Raw genomic sequence first — 15,317 nt, forward strand, 5'->3', positions numbered from 1 at the left:
TGCTGGAGTCGTGACCGAGAGGCCGAAGGTGCTCCCCTGCTAAGGGAGTATGCGGTGATGAACTGCATCGAGGGTTCGAATCCCTCCGACTCCGCCAAGACAAGAACGCCCCTGATTCGTCAGGGGCGTTTTCTTTTGTGCGCAACCCTTGAGTGCGTCTCAGGCGCGCTGTGGAGAAATCAGCATGTTCAAGAATCTGACGATTTATCGTATCGGGCAAGGTTGGGCTGCCACTGTCTCGGAGATCGAGGCGGAGCTCGACAAGGCGCGATTCGTGGAATGCGGAGCCACGCAGCAAAAGTCCTCCGGATGGGTGGAGCCGCGTGGCGAGGCTCATGCGCCGCTGGTGGAGATGGTCGATGGTCAGTTGTTGCTGAAGTTGATGACTGAGCAGCGCGTGGTGCCAGGCTCTGTCATCAAGAAGCGCACCGAGGAAATTGCGGCACAGATTGAAGAGCAGACTGGCCGTAAGCCGGGTAAGAAGCAGATCAAGGATCTGAAAGAGCAGGCGCTGCATGAGCTCTTGCCCATGGCGTTCACGAAGCAGTCTGTGACGCGAGTGTGGATTTCGCCCAAGGACCAATTGTTGGTGCTGGACACGGGCAGTCAGTCCAAAGCCGACGAAGTCGTGACTTTGTTGATCAAGTCGTTCGATGGCCTGGCGTTGTCCTTGCTGCAAACCGACATGTCACCGGCAGCAGCCATGACGCATTGGTTGGGGACAGGCGAGGCACCATACGCGTTCTCGATTGACCGCGAGTGTGAGCTCAAGTCTCAGGACGAGATGAAGTCAGTTGTGCGGTATGCGCGCCATCCGCTCGACACCGATGAAGTCAAGCAGCACATCGTGAGCGGCAAGGTGCCGACGCGCGTCGGGATGACTTGGCGCGATCGGGTTTCGTTCATCCTCACCGAGTCATTGCAACTCAAGAAGGTGTCCTTCCAGGATGTGGTGTTCGAGGGGGCTGTGGCTGTGGACAAAGGCGAGACGTTCGATGCGGACGTGGCCATCACGACCGGTGAATTGAGTCAGCTGATTCCTGATCTTCTTGATGCGCTTGGCGGGGAGCAGGTGATGGGAGGTGCAGCGCCCACGCCGCAATCTGCTGAGCAACCCAAGGCCCAGCATCCAGCGGCAGATCATGCCCCGCCGTGGGATGCGTGATGATGGGGGTCTGCCAGGCTTTTGCCACTTGCGCTGAGCAAGATGGGTGTACCAGGCGGTCTCCTTGGCCATTGAGAATCAAGACCGGCATTTGAGGTGCTGTTTGCGGCGCTCGATACTTGGCTGCGGCCCAAAGTTGGCGCATTGCGTTACCCGTCTGGACCGGCTGATTCACTCTCAGTTGGCGCCAGGTTTGGAGGGTTGAGTGTAGGGCGGCGGGGTGCCTTGAGGTCATGTCGAGGATGGCTTGTTCCCACTCGTCAGCCGATGCTTGGCGCGTCAGCAGGGATGCGATGCGTCCATAGTGTTGGGGGCGCAGCCTGCGCCAGAAGGGGCTGAAAGGCCTCATGCTGGTATTGATGAGGACACAGGCCTGAATCTCCTCTGGGTGCGTGTGCGCCCACTCGGTGGCGATCATGGCGCCCAGCGACATGGCGATCAGACGCACCTGCGCTGAAGCAGTATCTAAGGCGGTGGCTTGCCGCAATTGCGCCACCATGTCCTTAACGCGACTTGCGCTGCGAAGATGGTGCAAGCTGCCGTTGCCCGGCAGATCAGGCGTGAGAATGAGATCCCCTGCCGGCAGATGCGCTCGCAATATGTCGGGAAATTGGCCCCAATGGCCGCTCCCCCTGGTCAGGCCTCGGAGCAGTATCCAAGTCGTCATTCGTGCGTGAACCGTGGGCGTGGTTGATCGGGATACCAGCGGGCGAGAGCTTGCCGGTGATGCAGTGCGCGAGCGTCAGGATCTGGGAGCCAGCGATCGTGGCTGCAGCTTGCGCGCCCCATGAAGTCGAGTAGCGCCATGTGCCGGCGAAGCACCCGCTGTTGTCGGTGCTCGATCAGTGGATTGAAGATGCCGTGGCGACTGAAAAGTTGTCGGGGATTTTTTTTGACCCACATCCATGAGCCCATCTCCAAGGTCAGGGGCAAGAAAACGTGATCGGGCTGGGTCTGCCTGCTTTGCAGGTACAGGTGATCCCAGAGGTCGCCATGCGTCAGGTACTGAACACTCTGCGGCTCAAAGATATACCGATGGTGCGCGTGAGCTTGGTCGAAGATTCGATGCAAAGCGTGGACTTCAGGCAGGTGATGAATCGGTTTGCGTGTGTGAGCAAACGGAAACCAGATTCGGTCCTGGGTGCCGAAGCCTGAGTGGCAGTCCACAGCGATGGAAAACGGGCGAGGGAGCAGTTCCTTTTGCACAACGTTGCATAGCGCGTGGCTTTCCGCCTCCATGGGGGTGTTGGCTGCACCTCGGTACCAGGGTAGGGCGGCGCTGAGGCGCTGTCCTCCGATCAGAAAGGGGACTGGCTCTGTGGCGTTGACGGGGGCATTTCGCATCAGATCAATCCCGTTTGGGTTGGCGCGGGTGCCTTGCCACAGGCCCCCGGGATTCACCAATGGCATGAACACCATGCGAACCGATTCGAGTTGGTGATGCAGCAGGCTGTCCCATCTGAGTCGCTGCACCAGGCTGGCCAGATGGGTCATGACCACCTCGGCCCCAATGCGCTCGAGACCATGGACCCCGCCGAAGAATCCGATGGCGGGAACGTTGGGGGAGGGGTTGCCCAGTGCGATGGTCAGTACCTCCAGTTGATGTCTTCCAACCTGAGTGGTGCACGCCACCTCTGTGTCGAGATATGGCCGCCCCAGTTCAATGATGCGCAGGAGCGCATCCAGCTCGGGAAGATCTGATGGCATGTGGCGATCGACTGGGCATCGTGGATGGAATCAATCAATGCTGTCAGCGATACATGTCAGGGTGGCGACAACGGTGTGTCATGCCCTTGTCATCGGGGCTGGGTAGCCTCAGTTACGCCAATCAGATCGCGATCATGCAGACTAAAAAACTCTCACGTCATGCCTTTCAGCTCTTTGCCTTAGGGGTGGCCATACTGGTCGGCCTGGCGGAGTGTGTTGCCTTGCTGCGGGCCCGGTGCTTCACGGGCCGCGGGCAGGTCACGGGCGCCTGAAACCTGGCAAAGACGCCAGAAATTGGTCGACATCTTTGGTGTAACCATTGGTTAAGCCCAATTCTCCGTTGATGTCGGAGTGACTGAGGTTTTCAGGCAACACGCTGGCGATGGCCCGATTGTTGGTAACAGCCTTGGCAAAAGCTTCGGCTTGGGGGCATGAGTCGTCACGCTTGCTGCTGCAAACCAGCAACATGGGGGCGGTGTTGGGTTGCAGCACGTGCAAGGGCGAGGTTTGTCGCCAGTAAGCCGGGTCGTTACCAAATGCCTTGTCGTAGAAGCGGTGGTGATGCTTGCTCTCCATGATGCTGACGACATCCATCGCGGCAGAGTCCAGCATCACGCTGCCCAACCATGGTAGTGCGCCTTTTTGTTTTGCCAGATCAGGCTGAGACGAAATGAGCCCGACCAGATGGGCGCCTGCCGAGTGGCCCATTAAAACAAATCGTTGAGGGTTGGCTCCCCATTCCTTCGCTTTCTGCTGCGCAGAGGCGAGCGCACGAGCGACATCTTGAGCCTGCTCCAGTGGCGCGGCGTCTGGCACCAGGCGATAGTTCACAGACACCAGTACCGTGCCTTGCGTGACCCAGTGCCGGATCTTGTTTTCGATGACCTTGCTGTGGCGCTTGTCGCCAATCGCCCAAGCGCCCCCGTGAACCATGAAGACCACAGGAGCGTTGTTGGGTTTGGCAGGCAAGTACACGTCATAGCGCTGCTTGGGGTCGCTCCCATATGCAATGTCTTTGATCACGCGACTGTTGGCGGGAAGCTGGTCGATGCGTGCAGGTTGATCATCATCCTCGGGCACGTTGTCGTCGGTGGGGGTGGATGCTCCTTGGGCGTGTCGAGAGGCGAGCCAATCACGCAACGGACCTGCATGGGTCGTCTGTGACGCCATCAGGCTGAAGGCTGCCAGCAACAAGGCCGAGCAAGCGAGTGGACGCCGTGCGCGATTGGATTGGGTCATGTGTGCTCCCGTGGCTGATTGAGTGAGAATGTCAGGATGACTAACGCCCGACCCTCTCTGATCGTTTACAGCCCTGCAGGCATCGTGCCCGCAGTGGCGCCAGTTCGCAAAGCAGTCAAGCGTTTGACGGCGCTAGGTTTTGATGCAGCAGTGGATGAGTCTGCCTTGACCAAGCATCAGCGTTTCGCGGGTGACGATGATGTGCGATTGGCTGCGATTCATCGTGTTGCCACGGCTGCTCCTCGGGTTGCGTTGGCCACGCGCGGTGGCTATGGATTGACTCGATTGCTCGATCGCATTGATTGGTCTGTGATTTCCCGCAGCGTGGAACGCGGCACGGCTTGGGTGGGCTACAGCGATGTGACCGCATTGCAATTGGCCGCCCTCGCTCACAAGGCGACCGGACCGCATCAGGTCGAAGAGGGTGTGACGGCCGGTTTTTGGGCTGGGCCGATGGCGTGTGATGACTTTGGACGCTCCGACAGCCCGGAGGGCGGTGACGACGTTACCCAGGACTGCTTTGTGGAAGCCATGACCGGTGAGTTGGAGGCGGTCGGGTTTCGCACGGACCAAGGCTTTGACGGGCTGGAGGTTTCCGGCCGTCTGTGGGGGGGCAACTTGGCCGTGACCCAAGCGCTGCTGGGAACCCCGCATTTCCCAAAAATCCGCAACGGCATTTTGTTCCTGGAGGATGTGAATGAGCATCCGTACCGGATTGAACGAGCCCTGCTGCAATTGCACCAGTCGGGCGTGCTCGATCAGCAAAAGGCCATCGTCCTCGGCGCCTTCACAGAATATCGAAAGTCGCCGCTGGACCGAGGCTACAACCTCAAGACGGTCATCACTTATTTGCGAACCCTTACCAAAACGCCCATCCTGACTGGGCTGCCATTTGGTCACGTGCCAACCAAGTTGTGTTTGCCATTGGGGCGCAAGGTCGGTTTGGTGGTGCAGGGACGCGACGCCTTTGTGATGTGGTGAAGCCACCTAGGTGACGGAGCCACGCATGAGGCCACAATAGCTGCATGACAAAGTGGTTGCAATCGTTGCAGGGAGGCCTTGTTGAGGCCGTAGACTGGATTCGTGCAGGGGTCTGCCCGGCTGCTTTGGCGTGTCTGATCGGCTTAGGGCTAGCGGGGTGTGACAACAGCCCCTACGCCAAGGGCTCGGCAGAGAGCAACACGCTTTACACGGCCTTCAATGAGCGTTCACCTCGGTACTTGGACCCGACGTCGTCCTACAGCAGTAACGAGACGCCGTACACCTATCAAATCTATGAGCCGCTGTACGGCTATCACTACCTCAAAAGACCTTATGTCTTGACGCCTAAGGCCGCGGCATCGGTGGTGCAGCCGAAGTATGTCGACAAGAACGGCAAGTCACTGCCAGAGGATGCGCCCGCAGATCAAATTGCCGAGAGCGTCTACGACATCCCCATCAAGCATGGCGTTTTGTATGCACCACACCCCGCCTTTGCGAAGGATGCGAGTGGGGCCTACCTGTACCACCGCCTGACACCATCCCAGTTAGGCGACAAGCGATCGCCTTGGGACTTTCCTCAGGTTGGCACAAGAGAGTTAACGGCGGAGGACTTCGTCTACGCGCTCAAGCGCCACGCCACTACACGCACTGCTGCGCCAGTGTTCGGCATCTTCTCTGAGTATGTGGTGGGCTTGGCGGATTACGGCAAGTTGATCAAGGCTGAGGACAAGAAGTTGCGGGCAAGTTTGCCTCCGACGGCCAAAGACAAGCCATTTCTGGACTTCCGTCGCTGGCCCTTGGCGGGCGCACAGGCGCTGGATTCGCACACCCTGCGCATTCGCATCATTGGCAAATATCCTCAGTGGAAGTACTGGATGGCGATGACCTTCCTGGCTCCTGTTCCTTGGGAGGCGGATGCCTTTTACGCGCAGCCTGGCATGGCTGCCAATGGCTTGTCACTGAATACGTGGCCGGTTGGCACGGGCCCTTACATGATGGCTGAGTATGTGCAGGACCGCCGTCACGTGTTGAAGCGCAATCCCAATTACCGCGGAGAGCCCTATCCATGTGATGGCTCCGCGCAGGACAAGGCCGAAGGGCGTTTGAACGATTGCGGTCAAAGAACACCGTTCGTGGACACACTGGTCTTCAACATTGAAAAGGAAGCCGTTCCGCAGGACGCCAAGTTCCGTCAGGGCTACCTGGATGTGCCAGAGTTCGACCAGATGAGCTATGGCAACGCTTACAAGATCCAGATGGAGGATTCGGAAGCGTTTAATCAGGAGTTCACCCAGAAGGGCATTGTGCTGTCCAGAACGGTTGACCTCTCCAGTCGTTACATGGGCTTTAATTGGTTGGATCCTGTGGTGGGGCAGGGTGATACGCCTGAGCAGCGGCTGCGTAACCGCAAGTTGCGCCAGGCGCTGTCGATTGCCATGGACTGGGACGAGTACAACCGTATCTTTCCCAAGGCTGCAGGTGAGGTGGCACATGGGCCGTTGCCGGGCGGCGTTTTTGGGTCGCGTCACGGCACGAACGGGGGCTTTAATCCCGTGACCCACAAAGTGGTCAGCGGTCAAATTGTTCGCCGTTCTTTGGACGAGGCCAAGCGGCTGCTGACGGAGGCCGGCTATCCAGACGGACGAGATGCGCGCACAGGCAAGCCCTTGGTGCTCAACTACGATGTTGGTGCGGCGGCAACGCCTGATTCAAAGGCCAACTTGGATTGGACGGCCAAGCAGTTTGCCAAACTGGGCATCCAGTTGGAAATCCGTGCAACGGACTACAACCAGTTCCAAGACAAAGTGCGGCGAGGCAAACATCAGATTTTCACTTGGGGCTGGCTGGCAGACTATCCGGATGCTGAGAACTTCTTGTTCCTGCTGTACGGACCGAATGCCAAGTCGGTGCACGATGGTGAAAACGCTTCGAATTACCAGAATGAAGAGTACGACCGTCTCTACAGCCAACTTCGGTTCATGGACGACGGTCCGGCCAAGCAGTCCGTGATTGACCGCATGGTCAAAATTCTTCAGGAGGATGCGCCATGGTCATGGGGTTACTTCCCTTACTCTTCTGGCGCTTATCACAAGTGGGTTCGTAACGGTAAGCCCAGCATCATGGTGCGTGACCAAGCGCAGTATTACAAGCTGGATGTGACGGAGCGTGCACGCAGTCTGCGCGAGTGGAACAGGCCGCAGTACTGGCCATTAGCCGCGGTGGCCTTGCTGGTGTTCGGCATGGTCTGGGGCGCAGCGAAAATTTTGCGCTCACGCGAGCGGGCAACCGCACTGCCGGCCAGGTCATCCAACACATTCAGGGAGCATTGATGCTGAATTACATCTTGCGGCGCCTGGGGTACGGGCTGGTGATTCTGATTGGCGTCAATCTGATCACGTTTCTGCTGTTCTTCACCGTGAACACGCCCGACGACATGGCGCGTCTCAACATCGGGGGCAAGCGGGTCACACCGGAGCAAATCGAGAAGTGGAAGGTGGAGCGCGGGTACGACAAGCCCATGCTTTTGAACGCCAAAGCTGACGGGGTTGAAATGCTCACCAACACGGTTTTTTGGGATCGGTCGGTGTCCCTGTTTGCGTTCAAATTTGGCCGGGCCGACAACGCCAGTGGCGGTGACATCGGCTATCAGATTCGACAGCGCATGGGGGTGAGCCTGCAGTTGACGGTGCCCATTTTCGTTCTGGGCTTGCTGGCGAGCGTCATCTTTTCCTTGTGGCTGGTGATGTTTCGGGGCACGCCCATGGACTTCTGGGGCGTTGTCCTTTGTGTGGTGATGATGTCCATTTCCAGCCTGTTCTACATCATCGTTGGACAGTACCTGTTTTCGCGGGTGGCCAAGTTGGCGCCGATCTCGGGGTATGCGCCAGGGCTGGAGGCGGTGCGCTTTTTACTGCTGCCCATCGCACTGATGCTGGTGGCAAGTCTGGCCGGTCAGGCGCGTTTTTTCCGAACCCTGTTTCTGGAGGAAGCGGGCAAAGACTACGTGCGTACAGCACGAGCGAAGGGTTTGTCGGAGACAGTGGTCATGGGTCGGCATGTGTTGCGTAACGCCATGCTGCCCATCATCACCACCGCAGGCAGCGCGTTGCCCGGATTGTTCATGGGCGGTTTGCTGACAGAGAGCTTTTTCGGCATCCCCGGGCTTGGTTCTTACACGGTCGATGCGATCGCCAGCCAGGACTTTGCAATCGTGCGGGCCATGGTGTTTTTGGGGGCGGTTCTCTACATCATCTCCAACATCCTGATCGACATCACCTACACCTTGGCTGATCCGCGTGTGCGGATGCAGTGAGGACGTTAGACCATGAATTTGCCTTTTAAATTGGTTGTGTTGTGGACTGACGTGGTGCTGTGGGCTATGTTGGTCGGGCTGTTTGCATATGTGCGGGTGGTACGCCGAGATGAGACATTGCAGGCCACCTGGCGCCGTGTGTTTGTGGTGCCGGCTGCCATGGCTGCTGCGGCCGTGTTGACCACGATGCTTGCCATCACCTTGTTCGATAGCGTTCACTTTCGCCGGGCGCTGCCGGATGTTCGCGGTGGCGTGCAGGCGTATGACACGCGAACGGATTCTTTGCTGGACGTGGCCTTGGCCAAGCTGGTGGCGAGTCGAGAGGACAGCTACTCACGCCCTTGGGCGACGCATGGATTCAGCAAGCAAACGGTTCCGCCATCGCCGGGAGCCTTGCCGGAACTCGATGAACACGGTGTGCCCAAATTGCCGCCTCGTGCATACCCGCGACTGAAGCATGGTGGTGCAGGACTGGCAGACCCGAGTCAGGACTGGTCGACAGACATCGCCTGCCGTGTTGGTTTAGGCGCGTTGGCTGCGTTGTTCGGGACGTTGGTCTTGCGACGCATCTTGCCCCGTGAGCGCACAGATGGCCCGGCGTGGCATGCCGCCTGGGTGGCATGCTCCGTCATGATGGCCATGCTGAGTGTGGCGATCGCCCTCAGTTGGGGTCAGGGCTATCACGTACTGGGCACCGATCGAACCGGCAATGACGTTTTGTACATGACGATCAAGAGCATTCGAACAGCGTTCGTGATCGGTAGTTTGGCAACGGTGGCGACCCTGCCTTTGGCGCTGGCCTTTGGCATTGCTGCGGGGTACTTCAAAGGCTGGGTGGACGATGTCATCCAGTACATCTACACCGTGCTCTCGTCGGTTCCCAATATCTTGCTGATTGCAGCTTGCGTGCTGATGGTGCAGGTCTTCATGGATCAGCACATGGATCTCTTCGAAACGGGGTTGGAGCGAGCCGATCTCAAGATCTTCTTGCTTTGCGTGATCCTGGGGGTAACGGGGTGGGCTGGCCTGTGTCGCCTGCTTCGAGCCGAAACACTCAAGCTGAGAGAGTTGGAGTACGTTCAGGCCGCAACGGCTTTTGGCGCCAGCCACTGGCGCATCATGCGGTGGCACATCCTCCCGAATGTGATGCATCTGGTGCTCATCACCACCGTGCTCGAGTTTTCGGGGCTGATCTTGTACGAAGCCGTTTTGTCCTATGTCGGGGTGGGGGTTGATCCCTCCATGAACAGCTTTGGGGGGATGATCAATCAGGCGCGCGTTGAGATGTCTCGTGAGCCCATCGTCTGGTGGTCGTTTGCCGCCGCATTTGTGTTCATGGTGAGCATTGTGTTGTCGGCCAATATCTTTGCGGATGCGGTGCGAGACGCGTTTGACCCTCGTGCCCGTGTGGCTCGCCCCGTGCGCCTGAAGCGTCCTACTGCTGCCTGAGGAACAACATGCTGAACTTGGATGACTTGCATGTAGCGCTGGACGCAGAGGCCGGCTTGGTGCGCGCACTGGACGGCCTGAGCCTGTCACTGCAGCGTGGTGAGACGTTTGCGCTGGTCGGTGAATCTGGATGCGGCAAGAGCATGACCGCATTGGCCTTGATGCGATTGCTGCCCGATAACGGGCGCGTGCTGGCGGGTCGAATTGATCTGGGTGCCGAGGTACCTGACGCCAAGCCGACAGAGTTGCTGCGACTGCCAGAGGTCGACATGCGCAGGGTGCGTGGTGGGCACATTGGCATCATTTTTCAAGAGCCTGCCACCAGTCTGAATCCTGTCATGCGTGTGGGCGATCAGATCGTTGAGGCCATTGAAGCGCACACCTCGCTCAGGGGTGGGGCAGCGCGCAACAAGGCCATTGACTGGCTTCGTCGCGTGGGCATCCCTGAGCCGGAGCGTCGCATTGACAGCTACCCCTTCGAGATGAGCGGTGGGCAGAAGCAGCGCGTCATGATCGCCATGACGCTGGCCGCAGAGCCAGACTATCTGATTGCAGACGAGCCAACCACAGCGTTGGATGTGACCATTCAGAAACAAGTACTGGACTTGCTCAAAGCGCTGCAACAAGAGCGACAACTCGGTCTGTTGTTGATCACACATGACCTGGCTGTCGTGGCGGACATGGCGCATCGTGTGGCGCTCATGTACGCGGGGCAGATCGTTGAAGAGGCGGATGCCGACGTGTTCTTCAAGGCGCCTCGTCACCCTTATGCACGGATGTTGCTTCAAGCCTTGCCTGATACCGAGCGCAGGGGCAAGCCCCTCGTTTCCATCTCGGGCACCGTCCCTCCGCTCTGGCAAAAGTTTGAAGGATGTCGTTTTGCCCCACGCTGTGATCGGGCGCAGACCACCTGCCGCATTGCCGACATCCCGTTAGCGGAGCAGGGCGGGCAAAAGGTGCGCTGCTTGCATCCCATTGATCCTGATGCGGCAGATTCGAACGTGCCGCCTGGGGGGGCGGTCTTGTCGTCGGATCAGCCTGTGCAGGTGGCGTTGCCCGTTGCGTCAGAGTTGGTGCTGGATGTGCAGCAATTGGGTGTCAGCTTTTCCAAAGGCGCCGGCTTGTTTGCTGCGCCAAAAGTCGTTCAGGCTGTATCTGGCGTGTCCTTTCAGGTGCGACGCGGTGAAACACTTGCGCTGGTGGGCGAATCAGGTTGCGGCAAGACAACGTCGGGGCGCGCCATCGTCCAGCTTCTGAGAGGTCAGTCGCACATCCAGGTCAGTGGCCAAGCCTGGCTTTGTCACGGTGGCGTCCGTGAAGATCTGTTCGCACTTCAAGGCGAAAAATTGCGTTTGGCCAGACGTGCGATTCAAATGGTTTTTCAAGATCCATTTGCGTCATTGAACCCGCGCATGCGCGTCATCGATGTCTTGCAGGAGGGCATGCTGACCCTCAGGCCGGAATGGAACGGTGAGGAGCGCCTGGCAAAGGTTCGCTCGCTGGTTGAGCAGGTTGGCCTCAGATCCGATGCGCTGTCTCGATTCCCCCACGAGTTTTCTGGCGGGCAGCGTCAACGTTTGGCCATTGCAAGAGCCTTGGCTGTGGAACCTCAGGTTCTCGTGTGTGATGAGCCAACCTCAGCACTGGATGTCTCCGTGCAGGCACAAATTCTGAATTTGCTGCGTGAGTTGCAGTCAGCGCTTGGCTTGGGCTTGTTGTTCATCACCCATAACATGGGTGTTGTCGGCTACCTTGCCGATCGCGTGGCGGTGATGCAGCAAGGCCGGATCGTGGAAGAGGGTAGTTGCGAGCAGGTGTTGTCCCAGCCCGCGCACACTTATACCCGGACCTTGCTGGCCGCCGTGCCAAAACGACCAGTCTGAGCGAACTCCGGCGCTGGCTGGGGTTTAGATACCCATCTTGCCCAGGGCATCCATGACGTCGCGAACCATGCTCGCCAAATAGGGGTGCTCGGACTCAAAACGAGCCTCCAGCGCTTGTGCGCGTGACTCGATGGAACTGGTGTCGGATTCGGCTTGCGGTGCAGGCTTGCTCAGGACTTGCTGGATATCGCGATCCAGTTGTTGGAGTGAGTCACGCAGGGAGTCATCAATCGGTTTGCCAGACTCCAACTCAGTTTGAAGCTTCTTGAGCAGCGACGACACTTGCTGTGTATTCATGAACCATCCTTTCGTGATATGCATTGATTGTGCGACGACTAGCGGACTCATCAAACAACAAAGGGGGCTGAAAGCCCCCTTTTTGCGCGCAACTGATCTGGATCAGGCAGCGTCAGCGCCCGCCATCACTTTGCTGAAACCACCGTCCACGTAGGTGATCTCGGCGGTCACGCCAGCGGCCAGATCCGACAGCATGAATGCCGCCACGTTGCCCACGTCTTCAATCGTGACGTTACGGCGCAGTGGCGCGTTGTCTTCCACCACGCTCAGGATCTTGCTGAAACCCTTGATGCCGGAAGCGGCCAAGGTCTTGATCGGGCCGGCTGAAATGCCGTTGACGCGGATGCCCTTGGGGCCCAGGCTGCCAGCGGTGTAACGCACGCTGGCTTCGAGTGAGGCCTTGGCCAAGCCCATGGTGTTGTATGCCGGCACAATGCGCTCTGCCCCCAGGTAGGACAGCGTCAGCAGCGACGCGCCCTCATTCAGGTAAGGCAGCGAAGCCTTGGCCATTGCAGGGAAGCTGTAGGCCGAAATGTCGTGTGCGACTCGGAAGCTTTCACGCGACAGCCCGTCGAGGAAGTCGCCAGCAATGGCCTCGCGGGGCGCAAAACCAATTGCGTGCACAAACCCATCGATCTTCGGCCAAGTCTTGGACAGATCGGCGAACATGGCATCGATTTGCTCATCGCTGCTCACGTCGCAATCGAACACCAGTTCGGAGTCGAATTCTTTGGCGAACTCGGTGATGCGATCCTTGAAGCGCTCGCCCACGTAGCTGAAAGCGAGTTCGGCACCTTCACGTTTGCAGGCCTTGGCGATGCCGTAGGCGATCGAGCGGTTGGACAACAGGCCGGTGATCAGCAGGCGTTTGCCAGCGAGAAATCCCATGAGGTCTCCATTAGAGAGTGCTTAACGAGGCCCGGATTTTGGCACGGACAGCGCGAAAGGACGAATTTAGAGGGAATGCCTTGCTGCAGCTCATTCCTCAGGGTAAAATAAGCGATTGGCTGCTTGGCTTTGCTATTTACGATGTGCGAAAGCAATTGTGGATGCGGGTCAAAAGCAGATCGGTCTCGTGTTTGTCACGAATGGGCGGATCTTTCCAGCCCATTTTTTTTGCTCGACTGTTTTTCATTGGATGTCCTGGCTCAAAGTTGTTGAAACCACTGTGACCGGTCTCGGTTACGAACTTGTGGACTGCGAACGCAGTTCGCATGGATTGCTGCGCGTGTACATCGATCGCCTGCCTGATCAGGCCTACGATTTGCCGGGCGATCTCGTTACGGTGGACGACTGCGAGAAGGTCACCCGTCAGTTGCAGTACGCGCTCGAGACCATCGATGCTGATTACAGCCGCCTGGAGGTTTCGTCGCCTGGTGTGGATCGTCCGCTGAAGACGCCTGCGCACTTTGCTCGCTTTGTGGGCGAAAACGTCGAGATCAGCTTGAAGGTGCCTTTCCAGGGGCGCAAGAAGTACAGCGGTGTGCTGTGTGCGTCGCCTGATGGCGATGCGCAGGCGATTGAGGCTGGTCTGGCGTGGGGATTGCTGCTCAAGTCTGCTGATGCGGACAAGCCTCTCTCCAAGACTGCCGCCAAGAAGCTTGCAAAAGAACAAGCCAAGTCTGGTGCTGATGCACAGCAGCCCACCGATCAGGTTTTAGGTTTCACGTTGGATGAAATTCGCGAGGCGCGTCTGGTGCCTGAGGTGAGTTTCAAAGGGCGTAGCCGTCGGGACGCAAGCCCGGCGGGCAGTACCGTTGCCGGAGATGAGGCGCAAGAACTCGGAGGTCAGAAAAAATGAATCGTGAATTGCTGATGTTGGTGGACGCCATTTCTCGTGAGAAGAGCGTTGACCGTGAAGTGGTGTTTGGTGCAGTTGAGTCTGCGCTGGCCTCCGCCACCAAGAAGCTGTATCAGGGCGAAGTAGATATCCGTGTCGCGATCGATCGCGAAAGCGGTGAATACGAGACCTTCCGTCGTTGGCTGGTTGTGCCTGACGAAGCCGGTCTGCAGAATCCCGAAGCCGAAGAAATCCTGTCCGATGCGCAAGATCGCATCGCTGACATCGAGGTGGGCGACCACATCGAAGAGTCCATCGAGTCGGTGCCCATTGGCCGTATCGGTGCGCAAGCCGCCAAGCAAGTCATCTTGCAAAAGATTCGTGACGCTGAGCGTGAGCAACTGCTGAGCGATTTCCTGTCGCGCGGCGAAAAAATCTTCGTGGGTACCGTCAAGCGTTTGGATAAGGGCGACATCATCGTCGAATCCGGTCGCGTCGAAGGCCGCCTCAAGCGCGGCGAGATGATCCCCAAGGAAAACCTGCGTACCGGTGACCGCGTTCGCGCCTACATGCTGGGTGTGGACAGCTTGGCCCGTGGTCCGCAAATCATGCTGTCGCGCAGTGCGCCTGACTTCATGGTCGAACTGTTCCGTCAGGAAGTGCCCGAGATCGAGCAAGGCCTGCTGGAGATCAAGAGCTGCGCCCGTGACGCTGGCTCTCGCGCCAAGATCGCCGTGCTGTCGCACGACAAGCGTGTGGACCCCATTGGTACCTGCGTGGGTGTCCGTGGTTCGCGCGTCACAGCCGTGACCAACGAACTGGCTGGCGAACGGGTGGACATCGTGCTGTGGTCGGAAGATCCAGCGCAATTCGTGATTGGTGCGCTGGCCCCTGCCAACGTGCAATCCATTTTTGTTGATGAAGAACAGCACGCCATGGACGTGGTGGTAGACGAGGAAAACCTCGCCATCGCCATCGGTCGTGGTGGTCAGAACGTGCGCCTTGCGTCCGACCTGACAGGCTGGCGCATCAACATCATGACGGCCGAAGAATCGGCCCAGAAGCAGGCAGCAGAGTCTGACAACGTCCGCAAGCTCTTCGTCGACAAGCTCGACGTGGACGAGGAAGTGGCAGACATCCTGATTGCCGAAGGGTTTACCAGCCTGGAAGAAGTGGCTTACGTGCCGCTTCAGGAAATGCTGGAAATCGAATCGTTTGACGAAGACACGGTCAATGAGCTGCGTACCCGCGCGAAAGATGCTTTGCTGACCATGGAAATCGCCAAGGAAGAAGAAGTCGAAGCTTTGTCTGAGAATCTCAAGGGTCTGGAAGGCTTGACCCCTGAGCTGATCGCCAAGCTGGCTGAAGCTGGAATCCACACACGTGACGACCTGGCCGATCTGGCCGTGGACGAACTCACCGAGATCACGGGTGTTTCCGGCGATCAGGCACGTGCCCTGATCCTGAAGGCGCGCGAACACTGGTTCGCTTGATTCGCTGCCT

General features: G+C 58.3%; 12 protein-coding genes, 1 tRNA gene and 1 pseudogene. 9 read left to right on the top strand and 5 right to left on the bottom strand.

The window, feature by feature from the left end:
• Window positions 1-4 precede the first annotated feature (4 nt).
• Together ACOYNB_RS09325 and ACOYNB_RS09330 are read left to right on the top strand one after the other, a co-directional pair.
• A tRNA-Ser gene (locus ACOYNB_RS09325) sits at window positions 5-97 on the top strand.
• An 87-nt stretch (window positions 98-184) separates the two neighbouring features.
• Window positions 185-1,165, top strand: a complete 981-nt coding sequence (locus ACOYNB_RS09330; RefSeq protein ID WP_422838818.1) for a recombination-associated protein RdgC — start codon at window positions 185-187, stop codon at window positions 1,163-1,165.
• Between the two features lie 4 nt (window positions 1,166-1,169).
• Here the strand turns inward: ACOYNB_RS09330 and ACOYNB_RS09335 are convergent.
• The 3 genes and pseudogenes from ACOYNB_RS09335 to ACOYNB_RS09345 all read right to left on the bottom strand — a co-directional run.
• Window positions 1,170-1,832: pseudogene (locus ACOYNB_RS09335) on the bottom strand (alpha/beta fold hydrolase); the annotation flags it as partial.
• The gene (locus tag ACOYNB_RS09340) at window positions 1,829-2,872 is read right to left on the bottom strand and encodes a M14 family zinc carboxypeptidase (protein WP_422838819.1); all 1,044 of its coding nucleotides are present in this window, start codon (window positions 2,870-2,872) and stop codon (window positions 1,829-1,831) included. The gene ACOYNB_RS09340 and the pseudogene ACOYNB_RS09335, both read right to left, overlap by 4 nt.
• A 258-nt stretch (window positions 2,873-3,130) precedes the next feature.
• On the bottom strand, window positions 3,131-4,111 hold the full coding sequence (locus ACOYNB_RS09345) for an alpha/beta hydrolase (protein WP_422838820.1): 981 nt from the start codon (window positions 4,109-4,111) through the stop codon (window positions 3,131-3,133).
• 36 nt (window positions 4,112-4,147) lie between these two features.
• On the opposite strand from ACOYNB_RS09345, the gene ACOYNB_RS09350 reads away from it, so the two are divergent.
• Genes ACOYNB_RS09350 through ACOYNB_RS09370 form a run of 5 tightly spaced genes read left to right on the top strand, consistent with a single transcriptional unit; the run spans window position 4,148 to window position 11,737 of the window.
• Entirely contained in the window at window positions 4,148-5,092 is a 945-nt protein-coding gene (locus ACOYNB_RS09350; RefSeq protein WP_422838821.1) for an LD-carboxypeptidase, read from the top strand.
• Window positions 5,093-5,136: 44 nt separating this feature from the next.
• Complete coding sequence (locus ACOYNB_RS09355) at window positions 5,137-7,422, top strand: ABC transporter substrate-binding protein (RefSeq protein ID WP_422838822.1); 2,286 nt, start codon at window positions 5,137-5,139, stop codon at window positions 7,420-7,422.
• Entirely contained in the window at window positions 7,422-8,405 is a 984-nt protein-coding gene (locus ACOYNB_RS09360; RefSeq protein ID WP_422838823.1) for an ABC transporter permease, read from the top strand. Before ACOYNB_RS09355 ends, ACOYNB_RS09360 begins: the two co-directional genes overlap by 1 nt.
• Window positions 8,406-8,423: 18 nt before the next feature.
• Window positions 8,424-9,854: an ABC transporter permease subunit gene (locus ACOYNB_RS09365; RefSeq protein ID WP_422838877.1), complete on the top strand. Its 1,431-nt coding sequence runs from the start codon at window positions 8,424-8,426 to the stop codon at window positions 9,852-9,854.
• A gap of 8 nt (window positions 9,855-9,862) precedes the next feature.
• Window positions 9,863-11,737 carry an ABC transporter ATP-binding protein gene (locus tag ACOYNB_RS09370; RefSeq protein WP_422838824.1) on the top strand — a complete coding sequence of 625 codons (1,875 nt, stop codon included), beginning with the start codon at window positions 9,863-9,865 and terminating at the stop codon, window positions 11,735-11,737.
• A 24-nt stretch (window positions 11,738-11,761) separates the two neighbouring features.
• On the opposite strand, the gene ACOYNB_RS09375 is transcribed toward ACOYNB_RS09370, so the two are convergent.
• Both ACOYNB_RS09375 and fabI read right to left on the bottom strand, forming a co-directional pair.
• Complete coding sequence (locus ACOYNB_RS09375; protein ID WP_422838825.1) at window positions 11,762-12,034, bottom strand: DUF4404 family protein; 273 nt, start codon at window positions 12,032-12,034, stop codon at window positions 11,762-11,764.
• Window positions 12,035-12,136: 102 nt separating this feature from the next.
• The gene (fabI, locus tag ACOYNB_RS09380) at window positions 12,137-12,922 is read right to left on the bottom strand and encodes an enoyl-ACP reductase FabI (protein WP_422838826.1); all 786 of its coding nucleotides are present in this window, start codon (window positions 12,920-12,922) and stop codon (window positions 12,137-12,139) included.
• A gap of 250 nt (window positions 12,923-13,172) precedes the next feature.
• On the opposite strand from fabI, the gene rimP reads away from it, so the two are divergent.
• Both rimP and nusA read left to right on the top strand, forming a co-directional pair.
• Window positions 13,173-13,835 (top strand): ribosome maturation factor RimP, encoded by a 663-nt coding sequence (gene rimP / locus ACOYNB_RS09385; protein WP_422838878.1) that lies wholly within the window; start codon window positions 13,173-13,175, stop codon window positions 13,833-13,835.
• Complete coding sequence (nusA, locus tag ACOYNB_RS09390) at window positions 13,832-15,307, top strand: transcription termination factor NusA (protein ID WP_422838827.1); 1,476 nt, start codon at window positions 13,832-13,834, stop codon at window positions 15,305-15,307. The genes rimP and nusA overlap by 4 nt, the downstream gene beginning before the upstream one ends.
• Window positions 15,308-15,317: the final 10 nt, after the last annotated feature.

Origin of the sequence: Aquabacterium sp., assembly GCF_049317225.1 — a bacterium.
Taxonomy (GTDB): domain Bacteria; phylum Pseudomonadota; class Gammaproteobacteria; order Burkholderiales; family Burkholderiaceae_C; genus Aquabacterium.